The organism is Roseovarius sp. MMSF_3281 (assembly GCF_030733685.1).
Classification (GTDB): Bacteria; Pseudomonadota; Alphaproteobacteria; order Rhodobacterales; family Rhodobacteraceae; genus Roseovarius.
Genome location: NZ_JASHIM010000003.1, coordinates 20,041 through 45,206, shown reverse-complemented (window position 1 = coordinate 45,206; position 25,166 = coordinate 20,041). Strand labels below are relative to the sequence as shown.

Sequence of the window (25,166 nt, the reverse complement as noted above, 5' to 3'; positions counted from 1 at the left end):
GCGGTTATCCTTCGTCTGTCTTGAACCACTGGGCGGGGTCCACGGGTGAGTTGTCTTCTCGGACCTCAATATAGAGGGTTTCGCTGCGTTCGGCACCCGTCTGTTGGGGCGCGTCGGGAATTATCAGGTCGGCACCGGGGGCTGCACCGCCCATCAGGCCCACCGGGCTGCCGCCCGGAAGCACCTGTCCGCTTTGACCATAGACCACGTCCAACCCCGCGAGCACCAGCAGAATTCCGGCCTGCGGTTCGAGGATGATCACGTTTCCGTAATCCAGAAGCGGCCCGCGATACCTGACGGTCGCCGGTGCAGGCGTCGTGACAAGGGCGCGGGGGCGGGTGGCCATGACAATGCCGGGCCGGGCGATTCCGGCGGCGTCCTGTTCGCCCGCGCGGCGCAATATGCGGCCCTGCACGGGCAGGGGAAGTTGCCCTTTGCGCTCGGCGATACCCGGCAGGCTGCCCGGCGCTTCGTCGACGGCGATCTCGCTGAGGCCGCTTGCGAAGCCTTCCAGCGTTTCGGTCGAGGCGATCAGAAGCGCGGTTTTCACCGGGTCTTCGGTAAAGCGGCGCGGCAGGTCGGTACGGTCCGCCATGGCCTGGCTAAGGGCTGTGCGGGCTTTCTGTGCGCCTTGCAGGCCTTCGGCCAACCTGTCGGCGGCGGTTTGTTGCAGGCCGCGCAGGATGGCGACCTCGTTCAGGGTTTCGCGCAGGTCGCTGGCACGGCTGTTGAGGGCCGGTGTCACCTCGGCCAGGATCATGCCCGAGCGCGCGGTGCCCACCGGCCCCGAGGGGTGCAGCGTGAGAACCGGCGCGGGTGTATCGCCCATCGACATCAGCACGCCCAGAAGGCGGGCGATGTCATCTTCGCGCGACTGCAATTCACGGGTCAGGGTTTCTTCGCGGATGGCCGCCCGGCGCAGGCCTTCGCGCATGGCTTCCAGCCCGTCCTCGTAGGCGTGCACGGTTTCCGACAGGGCCTTGACCCGGTTGCGCGCGCCCTGCGCGTCGTTCAGCATCCGGCCTGCACGCGACAGGCGGTCGGCGGCGGTGCGCGCGGCCTCGGCGGGGTCTGGCGTGGCCGCAGGTTCCTGTGCGGCGAGGGCACCGGCAAAGAAGATCCCTGCGACTGCGGCCAGCAGTTTCATGCGATCAGGCACTCCCCGGTCATCTCGGGCGGTTGCGGCAGCCCCATGAGGTGCAGCAGGGTGGGCGCAAGATCGGCCAGCCGACCGGGGTTAAGCGAGGCCCCCGAAGGCCCGCCCACCAGCACCACGGGCACCGGGTTGAGGGTATGGGCGGTATGCGGCCCGCCGGTTTCGGGGTCGATCATCACTTCGCAATTGCCGTGATCGGCGGTGACGATCATCGCGCCATCGGCTTTTTCGAGGGCTGTCAGGACTTTGCCCAATCCCTCGTCCACCGCCTCGCAGGCGGCCATGGCGGCCTTCAGGTCGCCGGTGTGGCCGACCATGTCGGGGTTGGCGTAATTGACCACAATCAGGTCATAGCCGTCTTCGATGGCGCCGACGAAATGTTCGGTCACTTCCGGCGCGCTCATTTCCGGTTGCAGGTCGTAGGTGGCCACCTTGGGGGAGGCGGCCATGTAGCGGTCTTCGCCGGTTTCGGGCTCTTCCTTGCCGCCGTTCAGGAAGAAGGTGACATGCGGGTATTTCTCGGTTTCCGCCAGGTGGAACTGTGTTTTGCCCTGTTTGGCCACCCATTCGCCCAAGGTATTGACGATGTCGCGGGCGGGAAAGACCGTATCCATGAATTGGTTATGGGCGTCGGAGTATTCGACCATACCCAGAAGCGCGGCCCAGTCGGGGCGCGGGCCCGCGTCGAAGGCGTCGAACCCCGGCTCGCCCACGGCGCGGAGGATTTCACGGGCGCGGTCGGCGCGGAAGTTGAGGCAGAAGACCCCGTCGCCATCCTTGGCCCCGGTATAGTCACCGATCACGGTGGCGGCGATGAATTCATCGGATTCGGAGCGGGCATAGGCGTTGGTCACGGCCGTTCGCGCGTCCTTGGCGCGGATGCCTTTGCCGTGCACCATGGCCTCGTAAGCTTCTTGCACGCGGTCCCAGCGGTTGTCGCGGTCCATGGCGAAATAGCGCCCGGTGACGGTAGCCACATGGGCGCCATTGGGCAGGCCGTCTTCCAATGTTTCAAAGAAGGGACGGGCGGAGCGGGGCAGCACGTCGCGCCCATCTGTGATGGCATGCAGGGCCACGGGCACGCCCGCGCCGGCAATCGCCGTGGCGGCGGCGAGGATGTGGTTGAGGTGCCCATGCACCCCGCCATCCGATATCAGCCCCATGAGATGCGCCGTGCCGCCGGTTTCTTGCAGCTTCGACACGAAGGCTTGCAGGTTTTCATTGTCGAAGAAGGAGCCATCCTCGATCGACAGATCGATCTGTCCAAGGTCCATCGCCACCACCCGGCCCGCGCCGATGTTGGTGTGCCCCACCTCGGAATTGCCCATCTGCCCGCGGGGCAGGCCCACGTCGGGGCCGTGGGTGATGAGGGTGGCCTGCGGGCAGGTCTGCATGATGCGGTCGAAATTGGGGGTGTTGGCCAAGGCCGGGGCGTTGGCCTCGGTCGTGTCCGACAGGCCCCAGCCATCAAGAATGCACAGGACAACGGGTTTCGGGGTGCTCATGCTTTGCTCCTGCCTCGGGTTGCAGGGGTTCTAGCGCCTTGCGGCGGCGGGGTGAACCCCTTGGCGTCAGGTTATGTAGGGGTGGTGGGGCCTGCCTGGAGCGCAGGGGGACGCGGTGCCGCAGGGGACATCCGGTGCGCTGGATAGCGAGGACCGATGCCCGGGGCGGGCAAGCGGCGGGGCCTTGCGGTGGATGTGGCCCCTCGGCTCTGCAGGCAGGCTCGATTCCGCCGACGGGTCCTGATCGGGGCTTTCCTTGCACGGGAAATGCCTATCTTTGTGACACGATTGAAAGAAACGGAGGCGTCTTATGCGATATGTTCCGGTATTCATTGCCGCGGCGGGGCTGGCCTTGGTCGGCTTGGCGGCGGAGGCGGGAAACCACAAGCCGGGCAAGGGGCGTTCGGGGGGCGTTGCGCAGGGCCTTGATTGCCCGCCCGGACTGACCAAGAAGAACCCGCCCTGCGTGCCGCCCGGCCAGGCGCGAAAATACCGGCGGGGCGATATCATAGACGGCGATTACTGGATCGTCAGGCGACCGGGGCGGCATGGGCTGGACCCGCATTATACCTATTATCGCGTCGGCGATCACGTGTACCATGTGGACCGCGAAACCCGTGAGGTGCTGGACCTGATCGGGGCGGCCGCGCGGGTGCTGGATTAGGCGGGATTGACCAACTTTTAATGCGGCCCCGGCTTGCACCCGGTGGGTCTTGGGCGTAGGGGCGTGGCAGACGCAATTTCCCAAGCCCGCCGTATGCAAGTTTATCTGCCCATCGCCGAAGTTTCCTTGAACGGACCTCTTTTGTTGTCCATCGGGCTGATTGTCGGGTTGCTGTCGGGGATGTTCGGGGTTGGCGGCGGGTTCCTGATCACGCCATTGCTGTTTTTCATCGGCATCCCGCCCGCCGTCGCCGTGGCTACATCGGCCAACCAGATCGTCGCCTCGTCCTTTTCGGCCATCCTTGCCCACCTGCGGCGCGGCACGGTGGATTTTCCCATGGGGTTCGCCTTGATGTGCGGCGGGCTGGCCGGGTCGACCGTGGGGGTTTACGTCTTCAACCTGTTGCGTCAGCTTGGCCAGGTCGATCTGCTGGTGAACCTGTTTTACGTGGTTTTCCTGGGCCTGATCGGTGGATTGATGTTCATCGAGAGCCTGAACGCCATCCGCCGGGCCAGAGTGCAAGGCCCCCGGCCCCGGACCAGGCGCACGCGCCGCGACTGGGTGCATGCCATGCCGCTGCGGGTGCGCTTTCGGACGTCGAAATTGTATATTTCGGTTTTCCCGCCCCTGATCGTCGGGTTTGTCGTCGGTGTGTTGTCGGCCATCATGGGGGTTGGCGGCGGCTTTGTGATCGTGCCTGCGATGATTTATATTCTCGGCATGCCGACAAAGGTTGTGGTCGGGACCTCGCTGTTCCAGATCCTTTTCGTTTCGGCATACACCACGATGATGCACGCCTATAGCAGCCATACCGTGGATACGGTTCTGGCGGTGCTTTTGATTGTCGGCGGGGTGATCGGGGCGCAGATCGGATCGAGGATCGGATTGCTATTGAAGGCCGAGCAGGTGCGGATTCTGCTTGCCATGCTGGTGCTTGCGGTTTGTCTCAAGCTGGGGTTCGACATGGTGTTAGAGCCTGACGAGGTGTTCTCGATCGCCGGTGCGCGGGGTCTTTGACCTTTCCCCCTGCGGGGGCGGGCCTTACCCCCGTTCGATCAGCACATCCACATGCGCCGCCGCACTGGCGGCCAATGCGTCGAGGTTGTAGCCGCCTTCGAGAACCGAGACCACGCGGCCCTTTGCGTGTTTGTCGGCGATGTCGCAAAGGCGATTTGTCACCCATGCGAAATCGGCCTCGAGCAGGTCGAGTTGGGCCAGCGGGTCGTCGCGGTGGGCGTCGAACCCGGCGGAGATGATCACCAGTTCGGGGGCGAAGGCCCCGAGCCGGGGGAACACGTGATCTTCATAGGCGGCACGGAAGATTTTGCCATCGCTCATCGGGTCAAGCGGCAGGTTCAGCACGTTGTCATGCGCACCAACGTCACTGGAGCGCCCGGTGCCGGGCCAAAGCGGGAATTGGTGCGAGGAGACAAAAAGCGCGCGCGCCTCATCCCACAGTAGGTCCTGTGTGCCGTTGCCGTGGTGGACGTCGAAATCAACCACCGCCACGCGATTGAGGCCATGCCGTTCCAACGCGTGTTTGGCGGCAATCGCCGCCGTGCCGAAAAGGCAAAAGCCCATGGTTTTTTCGGTCTCGGCGTGGTGGCCGGGCGGGCGCATGGCGCAAAAGGCGTTTTGCGTATCGCCGGACAGGACCAGATCGGTGGCGCGCAGGGCTGCGCCCACACCGCGCAGGGCGGCATCGACCGAACCGGGCGACATCCAAGTATCTGCATCCAGCTGGATGAGGCCCTCGGCGGGTTCGGAGGCCTTGATATGGTCGATATGCGCCTGGGGGTGGGTGAGGCGCAGGTCGTCGTCGGTGGCAATCGGGGCCTCTTCGCGGATCAAATCCTTGCCGGCAAGCGCGGCCCAGACCCGTTCCAGCCGGGCCACCTGTTCGGGGTGGCCGGGGGGCGTGACGTGTTCAAGGCCATCGGCATGGGTCAGAAGGGTGGTTGTCATCGAGTGTCTCCGCGTCCTGTGTTGCGCCACAGGATGGACGCGGGCGCACCGGATTGTCCAGACGGTGCTTGTTGATGTGCGCAGTGCGTGTAATCTGGCTTCATGGAAGAAGATATCATCACGGATGGCCTTTCGCGGGCCTTCCCGCAAGGCACCCAGGAAATCGCGCTGGGCCTTTGGGAGCATGTCCAGACCTTCGCGATGGGCCTTATGCGGCCGTGGAACGCCTATCAGGTGGCGATTGCGGTCGGGGTTTTCATCTTGGCCACGCTCGTGGCGCGGGTTTTGGCGCCGCGGTATCACAATTGGATGCGCGGGCGCGAAGGCTGGCCCAAATCGCGGATGCGTTTTCTGGTGATGATCCACAGGCGGTTGCGATTGATTGTTTTCGTCGCGCTGATCTGGCCGGTGGTCTGGGGGATGCAGGCCACGACATGGCCATCGCGATCCTACCTGTTGGAGATATTCGCAAGCCTTTCGATGGCGTGGTTGTTGATCACGGTGATCACGCGATTCATCGTCAATGGTTTCGTGCGTTCGGCGGTGCGTTACGGGGCGTGGATATGGGTGACGCTGATCATCCTTGGCCTGACGGATGAGGTTGAGCGGCTTCTGGACAGTGCGGCGGTGAGTTTCGGTGACATTCGCCTGTCGGTCTGGATGGTGGTGCAGGCGGTCGTGATCGTGGTCGCGCTGATGTTCGCGGCGCGGTTCGTGTCGAAAGCCACGGCGGCGCGGATTCGCAGCAACGAAGAAATCTCGCCCTCGATGCAGGTCTTGGCCGTCAAGTTCATCCAGCTTTTGCTGTATGGCGCGGCGTTTTTCATCGGCTTGCGCGCGGTGGGCGTGGACCTGACCGGGCTTGCGGTGCTGTCGGGGGCGATTGGTGTTGGCCTTGGGTTTGGCCTGCAAAAGGTGGTGTCGAACCTTGTGTCGGGGGTGATCCTTTTGCTGGACCGGTCGATCAAGCCGGGCGATGTGATCAGCCTTGGCGAGACCTTCGGCTGGATCAACAGCCTTGGGGCGCGCTACGTCTCGATCACCACGCGCGACGGTCGGGAATACCTTATTCCGAACGAGGATTTGATCACCGGCCAGGTGGTCAACTGGTCCCATTCCAACGATTACGTGCGGCTGGATATCTATTTCGGTACCGCCTATGGCGACGATCCGCACAAGGTGCGGGCGCTGGCCATCGAGGCGGCCAAGAGCGTGGACCGGGTGTTGGAGTTCAAGCCGCCGGTGTGCCATATCGTGGGCTTTGGCGACAGCAGCGTCGATTACATCCTGCGGTTCTGGATCAGTGACCCAACCGGCGGCCTGACCAATATCCGGGGCAATGTGTATCTTGCGCTATGGGACAAATTCCAAGAGCATGACATTTCCATCCCCTTCCCGCAGCGCGAGGTGCGGCTGCTGGGCGATGCGGCAGAAGGGGCACAGGGCACTTGAGCCCGCGCAGGGTTTTATTGAAAAGGCCCGTTTGAGTTGCTACCTTAAAGACATGCCCGGCGCCGGGGCTGAGCGGCGCGTTTGCGAAGGAGGACGATGTCCTGTCTTTTACGGCTGACGCGGCACAGGCCGCTGAACATGGGGCGCCCGTGATGACGCCCGGCACTGGCGCGAATAGCGAGGCACAGCTTGCGCGCATCCTGAAATCCCTTGACGACGACAAGGCCGAAGACATCGTGCAGGTTGACCTGCGCGGCAAATCGGCGATGGGCGATTACATGGTGATCTGCTCGGGCAGATCGTCGCGGCAGGTCACGGCGATTGCCGAGAAACTGGCCGATCGTCTGAAGCAGGAATATGGCATCCTGTCGAAGATCGAGGGCAAGGACACGGGCGATTGGGTGCTGATCGACACGGGCGATGTGATCGTCCATGTGTTCCGCCCCGAAGTGCGCGATTTCTATCAGCTTGAGAAGATGTGGCTTTCCGGCGGCGCGGTTGCCCCGGTGCCAGCCACCGAGAGCTGAATGAAGGTGCATATCTGCGCGGTGGGCCGGTTGCGCGCCGGCCCGGAGCGCGCTTTGCTTGACGATTACCTGACCCGGTTTGACAAGACGGGCCGAGCCTTGGGGCTTGGCCCTGTTTGCGTTCATGAGGTCGAGGACAAGAAGGGCGGCGGCATGGGCGCCGAGGCCGCGCTTTTGGAACGCGCGATTCCCAAGGGGGCGGTTCTTGTGGTCATGGATGAGCGGGGCAAGGTCATCCCGTCGCCGCAGTTTGCCGATAAGCTGGGCGCGTGGCGTGACGAGGGGCGGGGCGACGTGGCCTTTGTCATCGGCGGCGCGGATGGGGTGGACCCGTCTTTGCGCGCCAAGGCCGATTTCAAACTGTCCTTCGGGGCGATGGTCTGGCCGCATATGTTGGCCCGCGTGATGCTGTCGGAACAGCTTTATCGGGCGGCCTCGATCCTTGCCGGAAGTCCGTATCACAGGGTGTGATCCGGTTAATCACCCGAATCCGCTTTAAATCAATGCTGCGCTGCGGTAAGACCCGGCCACTTTTGGAAACGGAGAACTCAGATGGGTTACAAGGTCGTCGTCGTGGGCGCCACGGGCAACGTGGGCCGCGAAATGCTGAACATTCTGGCCGAGCGCCAGTTCCCTGTGGACGAGATTGCCGTACTGGCAAGCCGCCGCAGCCTCGGGACCGAGGTGAGCTTTGGTGACAGCACCCTGAAAACCGAAGATCTGGATACATTCGATTTCACCGGCTGGGACATGGCGCTGTTCGCCATCGGTTCGGACGCGACGAAGAAATACGCACCGAAGGCCGCCAGCCAGGGCTGTGTCGTGATCGATAACAGCTCGCTCTACCGCTATGACCCGGACGTGCCCTTGGTGGTGCCCGAGTGCAACCCCGAGGCGGTGGATGGCTATGCCAAGAAAAACATCATCGCCAACCCCAACTGTTCGACCGCGCAGATGGTCGTGGCGCTCAAGCCCCTGCATGATCGCGCGACGATCAAGCGGGTGGTCGTCAGCACCTACCAGTCGGTTTCGGGCTCGGGCAAGGAAGCGATTGACGAGCTGTGGGACCAGACCAAGGCGGTTTACAACCCGACCACGGAATATGAGCCGAAGGTTTACCCCAAGCAGATCGCCTTCAACGTGATCCCGCATATCGATGTCTTCCTTGAAGATGGGTCGACCAAGGAAGAATGGAAGATGGTCGCAGAGACCAAGAAGATCATCGATTCCAAGATCAAGGTTACAGCCACTTGCGTGCGGGTGCCGGTTTTCGTGGGTCACTCGGAAGCGATCAACCTTGAGTTCGAGGATCATCTGGACGAGGAAGAGGCCCGCGACATCCTGCGCGAGGCGCCCGGTATCATGGTGATCGACAAGCGCGAGGACGGTGGATACGTCACGCCGGTGGAATGCGTGGGCGATTTTGCCACCTTCATCAGCCGTATCCGGCAGGACAGCACGATTGATAACGGCCTGAACCTGTGGTGCGTGTCGGACAACCTGCGCAAGGGCGCGGCGTTGAACGCGGTGCAGATCGCCGAAACGCTGGGCAAGCGCGTGTTGCAGAAGGGCTGAGCCCGTTCTTGAAGAGATCTGGAACGGCGGGTGCGGGCAACCGTGCCCGCCGTTTTGCGTTCGTCGTCGGCGGGGAATTGCCGTATTCCGCGACGTGCCGCTTGCCAAGCGGTGGGCACTCGGCCCAAGTAGAACGGTGAGTTTACTGTCAGGAGCTTCGGCATGCGTTTCACTTTCCCCCTAAAGCGTTCCGCCTTTAACCCGAGACATCGGCGAAAGGCGGAACGCGCGCAACGATTGAGCGGAGCACTGCGTTTCGCGAAAATCTGTTACTCAGGTTTTTCGCGAAACGCTTTAGTTTTCATGGCATTGCCGGTGGCGGCATGGGCCGAGGATATCCCGCTTGAAAGTCAGGTCAGCGAGGTCACGCTTTACCCCCAAGGGGCCACCGTGATCCGCGAAGTGCCGTTCAGCGCGCCCGCCGGGCAGCATGACCTGATCCTGACCGATTTGCCGCAAGGCACCCCTTTGGCGTCAGTGCGGGTTTCCGTGGATGGCGCGGTCATGGGGAGTGTGACGACGCGGGACGATTTCGTACCGCCGCGTGACCCGGACATGAGCGCCGCACGCGAGGCGGCGCGCGCCGAGGTGGAGCGGCTGGAAGCTGCTTTGCGCGAAGGCGAGGCGGATGTGCGGGCAATCCAGTTGGAGCGCAATGCGGCGCGGGCCCGGTTGCAGTTTCTTGAGCAATTGGGCGAGGGCGAGGCCGTGGCGGGCATGGCCCCGGCGGACCTGCGCGAGGTTGTGGGGATGATCGGCGATGAAAGCCTTGCCGCCCTGCGCGCCGCCCATGAGGCAGAGCGCCGCGCCGAGGAAACCGACCGCGCCTTGAAAGACCTGCGCAAGGAACTGAAGGCGGCGCGCGCCGCGTTGCGGGCCTTGGTGCCCGAGAAAGAAGCACGGGCGATGCTGGCGGTTGCGGTTTCCAGCGAGGAGGCGACCGAGGGCAATGTGCGGGTAAGTTACACGATCCGCGATGCCGGGTGGACGCCGGTTTATGACCTGCATCTTGCGCGCGACAGTGGCGATTTGCGGATCGAACGCGGGGCCTTCGTGCGGCAATCCACCGGCGAGAACTGGAGCGATGTGGCGATGACCCTGTCCACCGTGCGCCCGTCCGAGCAGGTGGCCCCGAGCGAGGTTTTCCCATGGTTGCGGCGGGTCTTCGACCCCGAAAAGATTCGCCCCAAACCATTGATGCGGGGACAGGCCGACAGTGGCTTTGCCGAGATGGCCGCGCCGCAGGCCGAGGCGGCAGAGGTGGAAACCGCGCAGGCGAATTTCGACGGTCTGGCGGTGACATATGACTATCCCGGCGCGGTTTCCGTTGCGACAGGCGCGGACCGTGTGCGGCTGGCGCTGGGCACGCTGGAAACGCAAGCGCAGGTCGAGGCGCGGGCGGTGCCGCTTTTCGATCCGAGTGCCTTCTTGATGGCCCGGGTCGAGAATGACATGGGCGAATTGATCCTGCCGACGGGCGAGGCGATGTTCTATCTGGATGGTCGGTTCATCGGCAAGCAGTTCCTGCAGATGATCCCGGCGGGTGGCGAAGCGGACCTGTCCTTTGGGCCGATTGACGGGCTGCGCCTGACGCGGACCGTTTTGGGCCGGGAGGAAGGTCAGCGGGGCGTCATCACCCGGTCAAGCGATTTTACCGAAGAGGTGAAGATCGAGGTGGAAAACCTGACCGGGCAGGCGTGGCCGGTGCGGGTGATCGACAGGGTGCCTTATTCCGAACAAGAGGACCTGGAAGTGGAATGGCAAGCCACGCCGCGCGCCAGCGAGGTTGATGTGGATGGCAAGCGCGGGGTTCTGGCGTGGTCGTTTGACATTGGCGCGGGCGAGAGCCGCGACATCGGGGTGCAGTACGACCTGCAATGGCCCGAGGGCAAGGTGCTGCGGTAGCTGCGCGCGCCGGGGAGCCCCGGCGCGGTATCGAGACCGGCAGGTTACGCCGGAACGGACCGAAGTGTTGAAAAGACTTCGGTCCGTTTTCTTTTGAAGAAAACGGTACGGTGCTCAGACCGGGGCGAACTCGCCGCTGTCGGCCATGTACTGTTCGATACTGCCTTGGCCGATGTCGTGCCAAAGGCCGTGCAGGCTGAGTTCGCCGGAGTTGACGGCCTCGGCGACGAAAGGGAAGGTCATCAGGTTTTCCAGCGAAACCATGACCGCCTCTTTCTCAAGGGCGCGGCTTTGGGCGGTTTGATCGGAGATGTCCTTGACCCGCTCGTAGCCGGGGCGCAGGATGTCCATCCAGCGGCCGACGAAGCTGCTTTTCTCTTCCAGTTGCGGGGCATTGCCCGAACACATATCCAGACAGCCCTGCACGCCGCCGCATTTCGAATGGCCCAGGACGATGACATGCGCCACCTTGAGGGCGGTCACGGCGTATTCCACCGCCGCCGATGTGCCGTGCTGGTTGCCATCGGGTTCATGCGGCGGCACGAGGTTGGCAATATTGCGGTGAATGAAGAACTCGCCCTGATCGGCGCCGAAGATCGAGGTGACATGCACCCGGCTGTCGCAACACGAGATAACCATCGCGCGGGGGCGCTGGCCTTCGTCGGCGAGGCGGCGATACCATGCCTTGTTCTCGGCATAAGCGGTGGCCTTCCAGCCATGGAAGCGCTTTACAAGGTAACTGGGCAATGGGCGTGCGTTGTTCATTGTAACCCTCTTTTGTTCGGCATCTCACTGTAGATAGAGCGGATTCGCAGAGAATTCGAGAGACAAATTCAAAGGGCGACAGCTCCGTGGAAAGGATTTGGGAACCATTTGTGGGACAGATTACCTTTGTCCGAGGGGGCATGAAGAATGGGGTGAGATCGTGAAACAGGTGACAATGCTGACACAGGATGAGGTTGTGCGCCTTGATCCCGACCGATTGGAGGATTTGTATGACCAGTTGGGAGAGCGGGGCGCGGAAAGCGTGGTGTGCCGCGCCTTGGAGGAGTTGGCGGCGCGGCTGTCGCACACTGAAAGATGTTATCGGGAACGCCGCACCGAGGATATGCGCAAATCCGCCCGCAGCCTGATTGCCATCGCTGAACAGATCGGCATGTGGATGTTGGCCAATGTGGCGCGCGATGTGACGCAATGCATTGATGCCAGCGATGCCGTCGCCCTGGGCGCGGTTCTGGCGCGGCTGTTGCGGATCGGGGAGCGATCCTTGAGCGAGGTTTGGGAATTACAGGATATGAGTATTTGATGCCTTGCAGGTGGCACTGACTGGGCTAGGCTGTGCGCGACCAACAAATTGACAGGAGCGCGCCATGGAACTGACGTTTGCCACCGGGGCCGGAGGGGCCATTCCGCTACATGTGGTTGAGCAAGACGGGGTCGATGGTTGGCTTTCCGCGCAGCCCGAGCGCGTCGCCCGATGGGTGCGTGCGGCGGGATTTACCGGTGCCATGGGCAAGGTTTTGCTGGTGCCCGGTGAGAACGGACGCCTTGAAAGCGCTGTCGTCGGGTACGGCACGCCCGAAGCGCGGGCACGCGGCCGGTTCCATTTGGCCGCTGCGGCAGGAAGCCTGCCCGAGGGGACCTATCGTTTTGAAGGATTGCCGGAGGACCGCGCCGAGGAAGAGGCGCTGGGCTGGCTATTGGCGGGCTATGTTTTTGACCGATATCGCGGCCAGACCACCCCGGCCGCCCAACTTGTCGCGCCTGAAGGCGTTGATGCTGTCCGGCTTGAGGCGATCGCCGCGGGCGAATGCCTGACCCGCGACCTGATCAACACGCCCACCAGCGATATGGGCCCCGCGGAATTGGAAGCGGCCTGTGTGGCCATGGCGGCCCAGCACGAGGCCGAGATCGAAGTGATTCGGGGCGAGGCGCTGCTGGAACAGAACTTTCCGTTGATCCACACCGTGGGCCGCGCGGCGGCCCCCGAGGCCGAGCCGCGCCTGATTGACATGCAATGGGGCGTGGCCGGGCCGATGCTGACGCTGGTGGGCAAGGGGGTGTGTTTCGACACCGGGGGCCTGAACCTCAAGCCTGGCGGGTCGATGGCCCTGATGAAGAAAGACATGGGCGGCGCGGCCACGGTTCTGGGGCTGGCGCAGATGATCATGGAACTGGGCCTGCCGCTGCGGTTGCGGGTGCTGATCCCGGCGGTGGAAAACGCGGTGAGCGGCAATGCCTTCCGGCCCGGTGATATCCTGACCGCGCGCAGCGGCCTGACGGTCGAGATCAACAATACCGATGCCGAGGGGCGCCTGGTGCTGGCCGATGCGCTGGCCTATGGGGCCGAGGCCGAGCCGGACTTCATGCTGTCGATGGCGACGCTGACCGGGGCAGCGCGGGTGGCTGTTGGCCCCGATCTGGCCCCCTATTTCACGGATGATGCGGCTTTTGTCGGGGCGGTGGAACAGGCGGCAGGGCAGGTTGCCGACCCGGTCTGGCGCTTGCCGCTGCATACGCCGTACGAGGCGATGATCGAGCCGGGCATCGCCGATCTGGACAATGCGCCCAAGGGCGGCTTTGCCGGGGCGATCACCGCCGCGCTGTTCTTGCGGCGCTTCGCGGGCGAGACGCGCTATGCGCATTTCGACGTTTACGGTTGGAACCCCGAGGCGAAACCGGCGCGACCCAAGGGCGGGGTTGGCATGGGCGCGCGGGCGATCCTGCAGGCGCTGCCGGATGTCCTGACCGCATGACAAGGCCCGAGCCAACCTTTGTCGCGCATCCGGTCACGGACCTTTACCAGGAGATCGGCCAGGGCCGTGACCGCCAGTTGCGTTATGGCGAGGGGTTCACCATCCACGAGCGGCGGGATGGTTTCGCCTTTGGGCGGTCCGAGGATGCGGGCCACGAAGGTTGGCTGTTGGAGGCGGCTGTGATGCCTGCGGATCAGCGCGGCGCGCCGACCCATTGGGTAAGCGCGCGGCAAACCCACGCCTATAGCGAGCCGGATTTCAAAGCACCGGAACGGGCGGGCTTGGCGCATTTGTCGAAATTATGCGTGACCGGGCGCGAGGGCCGGTTTTCGAAGACCGAGATCGGCTGGGTGCCGACGGCGCATCTTGCCGACACCCCCGCGACAGACCCCGTGACAGTGGCCGAAGTTTACCTGGGCGTTCCCTATCTTTGGGGGGGCAATAGCATTTGGGGCGTGGATTGTTCGGGGTTGGTGCATGCTGCGCTGATCGCGTGCGGGCGGTCCTGTCCAAGCGACAGCGGGCCGCAAGCGGCCGGTTTGGGCCGGGTTGTGCCCCCTGAAACGCCACCAGAGCGTGGTGACTTGCTGTTTTGGGCCGGGCATGTGGCATGGGTGGTCGATGCCACGACAATCTTGCATGCCAATGTGCATCACATGGCGGTGGCCTACGAGCCGCTGGACGCGGCCATCGCCCGGATCAAGGCGCAAGGCGATGGGCCGGTGACAGCCCACAAACGATTGGGAGGACAGGATGAGTGACGCATTTTTCCAACCTGTGAGCGGGTTCGACCTGCCGCGGTTCGCCGGGGTGCCGACCTTCATGCGGTTGCCGCATCTGGCCTTGGATCACCCGCGTTTGGACGAGGTGGATATCGGGTTGATCGGCGTGCCGTGGGACAGCGGCACGACAAACCGGCCCGGCCCGCGCCACGGGCCACGGCAATTGCGCGATGCCTCGACCATGATCCGCGCGCAGCATGCAACCAGCGGCATGCGCCCCTTCGAGGCGGTGAACTGTGCCGACCTTGGGGATGTGGGGCCGAACCCGGCAGACATCATGGATAGCCTGGAACGGATCACGGTGTTCTACGACAAGGTCAGGGCGGCGGGCATTCGGCCCCTGACCGCCGGGGGCGATCACCTGACCTCGCTTCCCGTTTTGCGGGCCTTGGCCAAGGATGGGCCGCTTGGCATGGTGCATTTCGACAGTCACACGGACCTGTTTCACAGCTATTTCAACGGTACGATGTATACCCATGGCACGCCTTTCCGCCGGGCTGTGGAAGAGGGGCTTCTGGACCCCGGGCGCGTTGTGCAAATCGGTATTCGTGGCACCATGTATGACAGCGAGGACCGTGATTTCGCCAAGGCCGAAGGCATACGGATCATTGAAATCGAAGAGTTCCACGCCCGGGGCGTTGAGGATGTCATGGCCGAGGCACGCGAGATTGCGGGCGACGGGGCGACCTATGTCAGCTATGACATTGATTTCGTGGACCCGACCTTTGCCCCCGGCACCGGCACGCCCGAGGTGGGCGGGCCGAACAGTTTCCAAGCGTTGCAGGTGTGCCGCGAGTTGCAGGGGCTGAATATCGTCGGGGCCGATATGGTCGAGGTGTCGCCGCCGTTCGATCAATCGGGCGGTACGGCCTTCCTGGGGGTGTCGATCATGTTCGAGATGCTTTGCGTGATGGCGGGGCAGGCCGCATGAGCGAGGCAACGGTAGACGAAGGCAGCTATGATTTCATCGTCGTCGGCGCGGGCTCGGCCGGTTGTGTTTTGGCCAACCGCCTGTCGGAAGATCCCAAGGCGCGGGTTTTGCTGTTGGAGGCGGGCGGCAGTGACAACCGGTTCTGGGTGCATGTGCCGGTTGGGTATTTGTACGCCATGGGCGACCCGTCGCTGGATTGGTGCCTGAAGACCGAACCGGAACCGGGGCTGAACGGGCGGGCCTTGAACTATCCGCGCGGGAAGGTCTTGGGCGGCTGTTCGTCGATCAACGGCATGATCTACATGCGGGGGCAGGCGCGGGATTACGATGGCTGGCGGCAGATGGGCAACCGGGGTTGGAGCTGGGACGATGTACTGCCCTATTTCAAGCGGTCCGAGGGGCATTACCTTGGCAAGACCGGGGCACATGGCGGCGATGGCGAGATGCGGGTCGAGCGCCAGCGGCTGAACTGGCCGATTCTGGATGCGGTGATCGAGGCGGCGCAGGAACTTGGGATCGAACGCACCGAGGATTTCAATTCAGGCGACAACGAGGGCGTCGGATATTTCGAGGTGACGCAGAAAGGCGGCGTTCGGTGGAACGCGCGCAAGGGCTTTCTTGACCCGGCGCGCGGGCGGCCCAACCTTCGGATCCTGACCGGGGCCGAGGTTCAGGGCCTGAGCCTTGAGGGGCGGCGCGCGACCGGTGTGCGGTTCCGCCACAAGGGGCGGGATTGCCATGCGGCGGCCGGGGCCGAAGTGGTGCTTGCGGCGGGGGCGATCGGATCGCCCAAGATTTTGCAACTGTCGGGCATCGGCCCGGAAGCGGTGCTGCGTGAACATGGGGTCGGGGTGCGCCATGACCTGCCGGGGGTGGGGGAGAACCTTCAGGATCACTTGCAAATCCGCACGGTGTTCAGGATCAAGGGCGCGCAGACGCTGAACGATCTGTATGCCTCTCCCTTGGGCAAGGCAAAGATCGCGGCGCAATATGCGTTGAACCGGTCTGGCCCCTTGGCGATGGCCCCCAGCCAGCTTGGCATATTCACCCGCTCCGGCCCGGAGCATGAGACCGCGAATATCGAATACCATGTGCAGCCCTTATCCTTGGAGAAGTTCGGCGAGCCTTTGCATCGGTTTCCGGCACTGACGGTTTCGGTCTGCAACCTGCGCCCGGAAAGCCGGGGGACATGCCATATCGCGAGTGCGGATCCTGCCGCACCGCCCGCCATTCGGCCCAATTACCTTGGGACCGAGGGCGACAGGCGGGTGGCGGTGCAATCCATTCAGCATGCAAGGCGGTTGATGGCGACGGATCGGATGCGGGCCTTCGCACCGGATGAATATCTGCCCGGCGCGGATGTGCAGGGCGACGAGGCGCTGGCCCGGGCGGCGGGGGATATTTCGACAACGATTTTCCATCCCGTTTCAACCTGTCGGATGGGCAGTGACCCGGGCGCGGTGGTCTCGCCCGAATTGACGGTTGAGGGAATTGCGAACCTGAGTGTTGCCGATGCCTCGGTCATGCCGTCGATCCCCTCGGGGAACACCCATGCGCCGGTGACGATGATTGCCGAGAAGGCCGCCGATATGATCAAGGCGCGGGCGGCAGGCTAGGCTGCCGGCGCGTCAGTCGATGGCGCGGATCAGCTTGCGTTCAAGGACGCGCAGCACGGTTTTGAGGTCATGCCCGCGTTTGAGGATTTGGCCATCCATCCCGATCACCGCGTATTGGCCCTGCTTGTTGCGCAGCTTGGGGCGCTTTTCGATCCGGTAAAGCGGGTGTTCGGCGGTGCGACGAAAAACCGAGAAGACGGCCACGTCGCGCAGCGAGGAGATACCGTAGTCGCGCCATTCCCCGGCGGCGACCATGCGACCGTAAAGCGACAGGATCACCGCGAGTTCGGTGCGATGGAAAGCCACTTGATCCTGTGCGCCCTTGGCGGGGAAGGGGCTGGGCGATTGGAATGTCATATCTCCAGAGTTGCGCGGGTGCGGCGGTAAATCAAGGGAATTCATGTGTTATAGGCTGCAAAAGGCGTTCGGCCCCGCGGTGGGGGAAAGCCACGCGGAAAGGATGCGTCGGGCGGACAGGGGGGATACGGTTGTTCCTGATTTGCTCCAGATTGGGACTGTCCCTAACTGGAGCCGTGTCCCCGCATGCCGATCAGCCGCACCAGATGCGGGTGATCTGGCCTTCCTCATCCAGATCAATATTCAGACGATCAAGTCGGTGATCCATTGTCATGACCGATCCGGGCGGCAAGACGCGGGTGGGCGCGTCGATGTTCTGGCTTTCAAAGGCGCTGCGCGGTTCGCCCACGAGGTGTTGCAGCGCATCGGCACCGCAGCTTTCGGCGGTATCGGGCGCGGCTTCGCGATCAGGTTGACAGGCCGCAAGGGCGATTGCCCCGATCCCAAGAAAAACAAGCCGCTGCATGGCATTACCCTCCGATGTGTCTTCGCCTAAGGATTTGGTCATTCGTCGGCCATGCGCAAGCAGGTGTCGCACATCGTGTTGAAACTCTGCGGCATTTCGCTCAAAGTCAGGGCAAATCATATTCGGAAGGATCGTCCTATGCGCACCACAGCCGCCGTTGCCGTTGAAGCGGGCAAACCGCTTGAGATCATGGAAGTAAATCTTGAAGGCCCCAAGGCCGGTGAAGTTCTGGTGGAGGTCAAGGCAACGGGCCTGTGCCACACCGATGACTTTACCCTGTCCGGGGCTGACCCCGAGGGGCTTTTCCCGGCGATCCTTGGCCATGAGGGGGCGGGCGTTGTCGTGGAAGTGGGCCCCGGTGTGACCTCGCTGGAAGTGGGCGATCACGTGATCCCGCTTTATACGCCCGAATGCCGGGAGTGCGAATACTGCCTCAACCCCAAGACCAACCTTTGCCAGTCGATCCGCTCGACCCAGGGGCAGGGCCTGATGCCCGATGGCACCAGCCGGTTTTCGATGCTGGATGGTACGCCGATCCTGCACTACATGGGCTGTTCGACGTTCGCCAATCATACTGTCCTGCCGGAAATCGCGCTGGCCAAGGTGCGCAAGGACGCGCCCTTTGACAAGATTTGCTATATCGGTTGTGGCGTGACCACCGGCATCGGCGCGGTGATCAACACCGCCAAGGTGGAAATCGGATCGACCGCGATTGTTTTCGGTCTGGGCGGTATTGGCCTCAATGTCATTCAGGGCCTGCGCCTTGCGGGGGCCGATCAGATCGTGGGCGTTGACCTCAACCCCGGCAAAAAGCCGATGGCCGAGAAATTCGGCATGACCCATTTCGTCAACCCCGATGAGGTGGACGGCGATCTGGTGGCGCATCTGGTGGAAGTGACCGGCGGTGGCGGTGATTACACCTTTGATGCCACGGGTAACGTGGGCGTGATGCGCACGGCGCTGGAATCGGCGCACAAGGGCTGGGGCGAAAGCGTGATCATCGGTGTTGCGCCCGCTGGTGCCGAGATTTCGACGCGGCCCTTCCAACTGGTGACCGGCCGGGTCTGGAAAGGCACGGCCTTTGGCGGTGCGCGGGGCCGGACCGATGTGCCGAAGATCGTCGATTGGTACATGGACGGCAAGATCGACATCGACCCGATGATCACCCACACCATGGGCCTTGAGGATATCAACAAGGGCTTCGACATGATGCACGCGGGTGAATCGATCCGCTCGGTCGTGGTGTACTAAGCCGCATTGGAAAACAGCATTATGCAGGCGCGCCCGGGGCAACTCGGGCGCGTTTTTTATGCTGCACACGGATATGTGCAGGCGCGCACCTTGCGCATCGGTGCGCTTTGGTTACCTCTAGAACAAACAGGACAGGATAGGAGCGCGCGATGAGTGATGACAGCTATACCCCGCCGAAGGTCTGGCAATGGCAAGAGCCCTCGGGAGGGCGGTTCGCCTCGATCAATCGGCCCGTTTCGGGGGCCACCCATGACGCGGAACTGCCCGTGGGGGAACACCCGTTTCAGCTTTATTCCATGGGCACGCCCAACGGGGTGAAGGTGACCGTGATGTTCGAAGAGCTTTTGGCGGCGGGCCATGACGCGGAATACGATGCCTGGCTCATTCGGATTACCGAGGGCGACCAGTTCGGCAGCGGGTTCGTGGAGGCGAACCCCAACTCCAAGATCCCGGCCATGGTGGACCGAAGCGGCGATGCCCCGGTGCGGGTTTTCGAATCCGGGTCGATCCTTTTGCACCTGGCCGAGAAATTCGGTGCCTTCCTGCCCGCAAGCGGTGCGGCACGGACCGAGGTGCTGAACTGGCTGTTCTGGCAGATGGGCAGCGCGCCTTACCTTGGCGGCGGCTTTGGCCATTTCTATCACTACGCGCCGGAAAAATGGCAATATCCGATTGATCGGTTCACCATGGAGGTGAAGCGGCAGATGGACGTACTGGACAAGCAACTGGCCGAGCATGAGTTCGTCGCGGGCAGTGACTACACGATTGCCGATATGGCGATCTGGCCGTGGTACGGAAACCTTGTGCTTGGCCGCCAATATGGCGACGCGGCGACCTTCCTTGACGCCGACAGCTACAGCCACCTCAAGGCATGGGCCGAGCGGCTGGATGCGCGCGCGCCGGTGCAGCGGGGCCGGATGGTGAACCGCACCATGGGCGAGCCGCATGAGCAACTGCACGAACGCCACGCGGCCAGCGATTTCGACACGAAAACGCAGGACAAGATCGGCGAGGGTTAGAGCGTCTCCAGTTCACCTTGAATCAAAGTGCATCGCCAATATCCCGAGAAGGCCCCAGGCCTGGCAGGGTATTGGTGATGCAATAATACCTGGAAACGCTTTAAACGCCGATGTAGCGGGTTGTGATGTCCTCGGAGAGGGCATCGAACCCGCCGGTCCAGACCGTTTCGCCGCGTTGCAGGATCACCGCGCGATCGGCCACCTGTTCCAGCTCGGCAATGGATTTGTCGACCAGAAGGATCGCAAGGCCGGTTTCGCGTTTTAGGGTGGCAATGGCAGCCCATATTTCTTGCCGGACGATGGGGGCCAGCCCCTCTGTCGCCTCGTCGAGGATCAAAAGGCGCGGGTTGGTCATCAGGGCGCGGCCAATGGCCAGCATTTGCTGCTCCCCTCCCGAAAGGGTGGCCGCGGCCTGGCGGCGGCGTTCGGCCAGGCGGGGAAAGAGGCCGGTCACCCGGGCCATGTCCCAGTGCCCCGGACGCGCGGCGGCGATCAGGTTTTCCTCGACCGTCAGGTTGGGAAAGACGCGGCGACCTTCGGGGACAAGGCCAATGCCCAAGCGCGCCGCGCGATAGGAGGGCAGGTGGGTGAGGTCGGTCCCGTCAAATTCCAACCGACCCGCCTGCGCGGGCAGCATGCGGCAGATGGTTTTCACCGTGGTCGATTTGCCCATGCCGTTGCGCCCCATGAGGGCCAGCACCTCGCCCTCGGCCAGCGACAGCGAAACACCGAAAAGCGCTTGCGTGGGGCCATAGAAAGCCGTGACATCCTGCAGGGTGAGCAAGCTCATGTGCCCAAGCCTTCCTTTGGAGATGGGGGCGTTGCCCCCGCCGCCCTGCGGGCGACTCCCCCAGGATATTTGGAAAAAGAAGAAGGGGGCAGGGCCCATGTCTTCTTCTTTTCACAAATATCCCCGCCGGAGGCATCCGACAGTGGCCACTGGATATGGGGGTGGGCATTCCGGGTCATGCGGGGTCTCCAAGGTAGGCGGCGCGCACCTCTGGATTGTTGCGGATCTCCGTGACCGTGCCGGTGGCGATGATTTCGCCGTAGACCAGCACGCTGAGCCGGTCGGCCAGTGCAAAGACCGCGTCCATGTCGTGTTCCACCAGGAGGATCGGGGCCTCGGCGCGCAATTCATCCAGGAAGCCCGTCATCCGGTGGGAGCCTTCGGTGCCCATCCCGGCCATGGGCTCGTCCATGATGAAAGCACGTGGCGAGAGGGTGAGGGCGACGGCGACTTCCAGTTGCCGGCGTTGGCCATGGGACAGTTCGGCGGTCACGGTGCTGGCCTGTCCGGCGAGACCCACGCGTTCCAGCGCTGTCATGGCCTTGTCACGCAGGCCCTGATCCCTGAGCGCGTTTCGCAGAAGGCCCAGCGGCCCGCCGCGTGCGCCCAGCGCCCCCAGCGTGGCGTTTTGCAGGACGGTATCCTCCATCGCCAAGGCGGAAACCTGGAAGGTCCGGGCAAGGCCCAGTTGGGCGCGTTTGCGCGTGGGCAGGGGGGTTACGTCCTGGCCCAGAAACTCCACCCGGCCTGCATCCGGCGCAAGCCCGCCGCAGATTTGCGCGATGAGCGTGGATTTGCCTGCGCCGTTGGGGCCGATGATGGCGTGGATTTCGCCGGGGTTCAGCGATAGCGAGATGCCGCGCGAGGCCTGTACCGCGCCGAAAGACTTGGTGATGCCATGGGTGGTGAGAACCGGATCAGTCATGTGCCACCTTGCGTCCGGCCAAAAGGCCGATCACGCCACCGCGCGCGAAAAGTACCACGCCCAGCAGAAGCGCGCCGAGGTAGATGTGCCAGAACTCTGACAGCCCTCCGAGGAAATGCTCCAGCGTGATGAAGAGCGCGGCGCCCGCTACCGGGCCATAGAGGCGGCCCACCCCGCCCAGGATAATGAAAACCATGATCTCGCCGCTCATTTGCCAGCTGAACATGGTGGGCGAGACAAAGCGGTTGAGATCGGCAAAAAGCGCGCCCGCCAGCCCGGTGATCGCGCCCGAGATGACAAAGGCCGCCAGCCGCAGGCGAAAGGGGCTGAGGCCCACGGTTTCCACCCGCTGTGCGTTCTGGCGCGCGGCATTGAGCGCCAGCCCGAAGGGCGAGCGCGCCAGTCGGGCGTTGAGCCAGAGCGCGAGAAGCAGCAGGCCAAAGCAGATACCGAAAAACTGGATCGGGTCGAGGGTGTTCAGCCCCGGAAAATCATTGCGGATATAGATCGAAAGCCCATCCTCACCGCCGTAAGCGGGCCAGCTTATGGCGAAGAAATAGAACATCTGCCCAAAGGCCAGCGTGATCATGATGAAATAGACGCCCGAAGTGCGCAGGCTTAGCACGCCAATGAGAAGTGCAGCGAGGGCCGAGGCGGCAAGCGCGGTGATCCAGATCACCGGCATGGATTTGGTGCCTTCGATCAGGAATGGCACCTCCATCAGGGGGGTATAGCTTTGCGCATGGCTGGCAAGGATGCCCATGGCATAACCGCCGACCCCGAAAAACGCCGCATGCCCCAGGCTGACCAGCCCGCCAAGCCCCAGCGCGATATTGAGACCCACGCCCGCCAGCGCGAGGATAGCCACGCGGGTGGCAAGCGTGATGGTAAAGGGCTCATCCATGGCCCAGGCGTAAAGCGGCACCATGGCAAGGCCCAGAAGGAGGGCGGCGTTGATCAGGTTTTCGCGGCTCATGCCTGCCCCCCGAACAGCCCCTGGGGTTTCCAGATCAGCACGCAGGCCATGAGGATATAGATCAGCATCGAGGCCAGCGCCGAGCCCGTGGTGCTGGCCGCCGAGGCCTCCATGAAGAGTTTGAAGAGTTCCGGCAGGAGAAGCCCGCCAAGCGTATCGGTCAGGCCGACGAGAATGGCCCCGATGAGGGCCCCTTTGATCGAGCCGATCCCGCCGATCACGATCACCACGAAGGCAAGGATCAGCACGGGCTCTCCCATGCCGACCTGCACCGACTGGATCGCCCCCACCATGGCCCCGGCCAGCCCGGCCAATGCCGCGCCAAGGGCGAAGACCACCGTGTAGAGTTTCGAGATATCGACGCCAAGTGCCGCGATCATCTGGCGATCGGACTCACCGGCGCGGATGCGCACCCCCAGCCGTGTGCGGGAAATGAGCCAGAAGAGGCCAGCGGCAATGATCAGCCCGGTGAGGATGATGGTCAGGCGGTAAAGCGGATATTCTATCCCGCCCGGCAGGGTGACCGGGCCGGAGAGGTAGTCGGGAATATCGAGGAACAGCGGAAACGAACCGAATACCCAGCGCGTGCCTTCCGAAAAGATCAGGATCAGCGCGAAGGTGGCCAGCACTTGGTCAAGGTGGTCGCGGTCATAAAGCCTGCGGATGACCAGCAATTCAACCAAGGCCCCGGCGGCGGCAGAGGCGGCCAATGCCGCCGCCAAGGCCAACAGGAAAGAGCCCGTCGCCCCGGCCACGGCGGCAGCGGCGAAAGCCCCCACCATGTAAAGCGAGCCATGCGCCAGATTGATCAGCCCCATGACCCCGAACACAAGCGTCAGCCCGGCGGCCATGAGGAAAAGCATGACCCCGAACTGAAGCCCGTTGAGGACCTGTTCGATGAAAAGAATGGCTGTCATTGGTGGCTGATCTGTCGCGTCCCGGGCTTGTGCCCCGGGCCCTCATGAAAAGGCCCCGGGTCTTGACGTTTGGCTTACATCTCGCACTCGTCAACATAGACGTTGGCGTGATCCTCCAGCGCGGTGCCGATGATCTTGTTGGTGAAAACCTCGCCTTCCTTGATCACTTCGCGGACGTAAATGTCCTGAACCGGGTGATTGTTGGCCGCGAAGGCGAAATCGCCACGGACACTGTCGAAATCGGCCTCTTTCAGGGCCGCGCGGAAGGCATCGGCATCCGAGACATCGGCCTTGTCCATCGCCGAGAGCAGCAGGTTCGCCGTGTCATAGCCTTGCGCGGCATAAAGCGAGGGCAGGCGGCCATACTCGGCCTGGAACTCCTTGACGAAGGTGGCGTTGGCCGTGTTGTCGATATCCTTGTTCCACTGGCTGGTATTCTTGACACCCATGGCGGCGTCGCCCACGGCTTGCAAAATGCCTTGGTCGAAGCTGAAGGCGGGGCCGACCACCGGCAGGTCAAGACCGCTATCGGCATATTGCTTGAGGAAGGAAATCCCCATACCGCCGGGCAGGAAGAAGAAGATGCTATCGGCGTCGCTGGCGCGAATCTGGGCAAGTTCGGCGGCGTAATCGGTCTGGCCCAGCTTGGTGTAGACTTCACCGGCCAGTTCGCCACCGTAGAGGCGTTTGAACCCTGTCAGGCTGTCTTGCCCTGCCGGATAGTTGGGGGCAAGGATGAAGGGTTTGGAATAGCCTTCGTTCTTAACGTAGGCGCCGGCGGCTTCGTGCAGGTTGTCGTTCTGGTAAGACACCGAGAAATAGTTGGGATTGCATCCTTTGCCGGCCAGCATCGAGGGCGCGGCATTGGTGGACAGGTAGAATTTCCCCTGCGCGGTGGCCGCAGGCACGACGGCCATGGCCAGGTTCGACCAGACGATACCGGTCAGCACGTCGACTTTTTCCGACTGGATCATCTCGTCGGCCAATTGGACCGCGATGTCGGGTTTGCGCTGATCATCTTCGACGATGATCTCAAGGTTGTCGGCCCCGGCAAGCTTGGCCGCCAGAAGAAAGCCATCGCGGCTGTCGATACCAAGGCCCGCGCCACCGCCCGAAAGCGTGGTGATCATGCCGACCTTGACCTTGTGGTCGTCGGCCAGGCCCGCCGTGGCCAGCATCGCGGCACACCCTGCCGCAAAAAGCGTTTTCATCTTCATCTTCAATCTCCCTGTTTTTGCTTTTCAGAACGCCTTGAAGGTCAGCGTCGTCTCGGTGCGTTCGATCCCTGCGATATCAAGCAGGTTCTCGTTGATATACTTGCCCACGTCGTCGCCGTCGGGGACGTAAAGCTTGAGCAAAAGGTCAAATGGCCCCGAGGTGGAATACAGCTCGGAATGGATTTCACGAAGGGCGATTTCCTCGGCCACACGATAGGAGGTGCCGGGCTTGCAGCGGATGTTTACGTAAACGGGGCGCATGTTTGACCTCTTGCCGGAATTGCGCGGGTATTTAAACGCGAAACCGCGCGGGAAGGAAACGGCGAATTTTATCCTTGCACCCAAGGGTTGACTTGGACGGCCTGACAGATGCAACCGCCGCCCAAAGCAGGGCCTTGGGCTTTTTCTTGGTGA

The 25,166-nt window shown here is 63.0% G+C and carries 26 protein-coding genes; 14 read left to right on the top strand and 12 right to left on the bottom strand.

Annotated elements, in window-relative coordinates; translation table 11 throughout:
- Positions 1 to 4 precede the first annotated feature (4 nt).
- Positions 5 to 1,147 carry a murein hydrolase activator EnvC gene (locus RBB32_RS05285; protein ID WP_306151651.1) on the bottom strand — a complete coding sequence of 381 codons (1,143 nt, stop codon included), beginning with the start codon at positions 1,145 to 1,147 and terminating at the stop codon, positions 5 to 7.
- A complete protein-coding gene (gpmI, locus tag RBB32_RS05280; RefSeq protein WP_306151650.1) occupies positions 1,144 to 2,661 on the bottom strand; it encodes a 2,3-bisphosphoglycerate-independent phosphoglycerate mutase in 1,518 nt (505 codons plus the stop codon). Before gpmI ends, RBB32_RS05285 begins: the two co-directional genes overlap by 4 nt.
- Positions 2,662 to 2,971: 310 nt before the next feature.
- Between gpmI and RBB32_RS05275 the strand changes: the two genes are divergently transcribed.
- A complete protein-coding gene (locus RBB32_RS05275) occupies positions 2,972 to 3,325 on the top strand; it encodes an excinuclease ABC subunit A (RefSeq protein WP_306151649.1) in 354 nt (117 codons plus the stop codon).
- Between the two features lie 93 nt (positions 3,326 to 3,418).
- Complete coding sequence (locus tag RBB32_RS05270; RefSeq protein ID WP_306151648.1) at positions 3,419 to 4,342, top strand: sulfite exporter TauE/SafE family protein; 924 nt, start codon at positions 3,419 to 3,421, stop codon at positions 4,340 to 4,342.
- A gap of 24 nt (positions 4,343 to 4,366) precedes the next feature.
- On the opposite strand, the gene RBB32_RS05265 is transcribed toward RBB32_RS05270, so the two are convergent.
- Positions 4,367 to 5,290, bottom strand: coding sequence for a histone deacetylase family protein (locus RBB32_RS05265; protein ID WP_306151647.1), 924 nt, complete (start codon positions 5,288 to 5,290; stop codon positions 4,367 to 4,369).
- Positions 5,291 to 5,392: 102 nt separating this feature from the next.
- On the opposite strand from RBB32_RS05265, the gene RBB32_RS05260 reads away from it, so the two are divergent.
- From RBB32_RS05260 to RBB32_RS05240, 5 genes are all read left to right on the top strand, one after another.
- Entirely contained in the window at positions 5,393 to 6,742 is a 1,350-nt protein-coding gene (locus RBB32_RS05260; protein ID WP_306151646.1) for a mechanosensitive ion channel family protein, read from the top strand.
- 68 nt (positions 6,743 to 6,810) lie between these two features.
- Positions 6,811 to 7,269, top strand: a complete 459-nt coding sequence (gene rsfS, locus RBB32_RS05255) for a ribosome silencing factor (RefSeq protein WP_306151847.1) — start codon at positions 6,811 to 6,813, stop codon at positions 7,267 to 7,269.
- Complete coding sequence (gene rlmH / locus RBB32_RS05250) at positions 7,270 to 7,740, top strand: 23S rRNA (pseudouridine(1915)-N(3))-methyltransferase RlmH (RefSeq protein ID WP_306151645.1); 471 nt, start codon at positions 7,270 to 7,272, stop codon at positions 7,738 to 7,740.
- Between the two features lie 81 nt (positions 7,741 to 7,821).
- Positions 7,822 to 8,844 carry an aspartate-semialdehyde dehydrogenase gene (locus RBB32_RS05245; RefSeq protein WP_306151644.1) on the top strand — a complete coding sequence of 341 codons (1,023 nt, stop codon included), beginning with the start codon at positions 7,822 to 7,824 and terminating at the stop codon, positions 8,842 to 8,844.
- A gap of 303 nt (positions 8,845 to 9,147) precedes the next feature.
- Positions 9,148 to 10,749, top strand: coding sequence for a DUF4139 domain-containing protein (locus RBB32_RS05240; RefSeq protein ID WP_306151643.1), 1,602 nt, complete (start codon positions 9,148 to 9,150; stop codon positions 10,747 to 10,749).
- A 114-nt stretch (positions 10,750 to 10,863) separates the two neighbouring features.
- Here RBB32_RS05240 and RBB32_RS05235 read toward each other — a convergent pair whose 3' ends face one another.
- Positions 10,864 to 11,514: a carbonic anhydrase gene (locus tag RBB32_RS05235; RefSeq protein WP_306151642.1), complete on the bottom strand. Its 651-nt coding sequence runs from the start codon at positions 11,512 to 11,514 to the stop codon at positions 10,864 to 10,866.
- 175 nt (positions 11,515 to 11,689) lie between these two features.
- On the opposite strand from RBB32_RS05235, the gene RBB32_RS05230 reads away from it, so the two are divergent.
- The 5 genes from RBB32_RS05230 to RBB32_RS05210 all read left to right on the top strand — a co-directional run bounded on the left by RBB32_RS05230 (position 11,690) and on the right by RBB32_RS05210 (position 16,834).
- Positions 11,690 to 12,055: a hypothetical protein gene (locus RBB32_RS05230; RefSeq protein ID WP_371931025.1), complete on the top strand. Its 366-nt coding sequence runs from the start codon at positions 11,690 to 11,692 to the stop codon at positions 12,053 to 12,055.
- A 64-nt stretch (positions 12,056 to 12,119) separates the two neighbouring features.
- Positions 12,120 to 13,505 carry a M17 family metallopeptidase gene (locus RBB32_RS05225; RefSeq protein ID WP_306151640.1) on the top strand — a complete coding sequence of 462 codons (1,386 nt, stop codon included), beginning with the start codon at positions 12,120 to 12,122 and terminating at the stop codon, positions 13,503 to 13,505.
- Positions 13,502 to 14,266 carry an NlpC/P60 family protein gene (locus tag RBB32_RS05220; RefSeq protein ID WP_306151639.1) on the top strand — a complete coding sequence of 255 codons (765 nt, stop codon included), beginning with the start codon at positions 13,502 to 13,504 and terminating at the stop codon, positions 14,264 to 14,266. The genes RBB32_RS05225 and RBB32_RS05220 overlap by 4 nt, the downstream gene beginning before the upstream one ends.
- Positions 14,259 to 15,218 carry an agmatinase gene (gene speB, locus RBB32_RS05215; protein ID WP_306151638.1) on the top strand — a complete coding sequence of 320 codons (960 nt, stop codon included), beginning with the start codon at positions 14,259 to 14,261 and terminating at the stop codon, positions 15,216 to 15,218. Before RBB32_RS05220 ends, speB begins: the two co-directional genes overlap by 8 nt.
- Positions 15,215 to 16,834, top strand: coding sequence for a GMC family oxidoreductase (locus tag RBB32_RS05210; RefSeq protein ID WP_306151637.1), 1,620 nt, complete (start codon positions 15,215 to 15,217; stop codon positions 16,832 to 16,834). The genes speB and RBB32_RS05210 overlap by 4 nt, the downstream gene beginning before the upstream one ends.
- Positions 16,835 to 16,846: 12 nt before the next feature.
- Here the strand turns inward: RBB32_RS05210 and RBB32_RS05205 are convergent, their stop codons facing one another.
- On the bottom strand, positions 16,847 to 17,191 hold the full coding sequence (locus RBB32_RS05205) for a DUF2794 domain-containing protein (RefSeq protein WP_306151846.1): 345 nt from the start codon (positions 17,189 to 17,191) through the stop codon (positions 16,847 to 16,849).
- Positions 17,192 to 17,384: 193 nt separating this feature from the next.
- Positions 17,385 to 17,699, bottom strand: a complete 315-nt coding sequence (locus RBB32_RS05200; protein ID WP_306151636.1) for an I78 family peptidase inhibitor — start codon at positions 17,697 to 17,699, stop codon at positions 17,385 to 17,387.
- A gap of 96 nt (positions 17,700 to 17,795) precedes the next feature.
- Between RBB32_RS05200 and RBB32_RS05195 the strand changes: the two genes are divergently transcribed.
- Both RBB32_RS05195 and yghU read left to right on the top strand, forming a co-directional pair.
- Positions 17,796 to 18,908 carry an S-(hydroxymethyl)glutathione dehydrogenase/class III alcohol dehydrogenase gene (locus RBB32_RS05195; protein WP_306151635.1) on the top strand — a complete coding sequence of 371 codons (1,113 nt, stop codon included), beginning with the start codon at positions 17,796 to 17,798 and terminating at the stop codon, positions 18,906 to 18,908.
- Between the two features lie 149 nt (positions 18,909 to 19,057).
- Entirely contained in the window at positions 19,058 to 19,927 is an 870-nt protein-coding gene (yghU, locus tag RBB32_RS05190) for a glutathione-dependent disulfide-bond oxidoreductase (RefSeq protein ID WP_306151634.1), read from the top strand.
- Positions 19,928 to 20,027: 100 nt separating this feature from the next.
- On the opposite strand, the gene RBB32_RS05185 is transcribed toward yghU, so the two are convergent.
- The 6 genes from RBB32_RS05185 to RBB32_RS05160 all read right to left on the bottom strand — a co-directional run bounded on the left by RBB32_RS05185 (position 20,028) and on the right by RBB32_RS05160 (position 25,013).
- A complete protein-coding gene (locus tag RBB32_RS05185; protein WP_306151633.1) occupies positions 20,028 to 20,717 on the bottom strand; it encodes an ABC transporter ATP-binding protein in 690 nt (229 codons plus the stop codon).
- A 175-nt stretch (positions 20,718 to 20,892) separates the two neighbouring features.
- A complete protein-coding gene (locus RBB32_RS05180; protein WP_306151632.1) occupies positions 20,893 to 21,642 on the bottom strand; it encodes an ABC transporter ATP-binding protein in 750 nt (249 codons plus the stop codon).
- Positions 21,635 to 22,618, bottom strand: coding sequence for a branched-chain amino acid ABC transporter permease (locus RBB32_RS05175; RefSeq protein ID WP_306151631.1), 984 nt, complete (start codon positions 22,616 to 22,618; stop codon positions 21,635 to 21,637). Before RBB32_RS05175 ends, RBB32_RS05180 begins: the two co-directional genes overlap by 8 nt.
- Positions 22,615 to 23,535, bottom strand: a complete 921-nt coding sequence (locus RBB32_RS05170) for a branched-chain amino acid ABC transporter permease (RefSeq protein WP_306151630.1) — start codon at positions 23,533 to 23,535, stop codon at positions 22,615 to 22,617. Before RBB32_RS05170 ends, RBB32_RS05175 begins: the two co-directional genes overlap by 4 nt.
- A gap of 74 nt (positions 23,536 to 23,609) precedes the next feature.
- Positions 23,610 to 24,752, bottom strand: coding sequence for an ABC transporter substrate-binding protein (locus RBB32_RS05165; protein WP_306151629.1), 1,143 nt, complete (start codon positions 24,750 to 24,752; stop codon positions 23,610 to 23,612).
- A 24-nt stretch (positions 24,753 to 24,776) separates the two neighbouring features.
- Positions 24,777 to 25,013 (bottom strand): Lrp/AsnC ligand binding domain-containing protein, encoded by a 237-nt coding sequence (locus tag RBB32_RS05160; RefSeq protein ID WP_306151628.1) that lies wholly within the window; start codon positions 25,011 to 25,013, stop codon positions 24,777 to 24,779.
- Between the last annotated feature and the right edge of the window lie 153 nt (positions 25,014 to 25,166).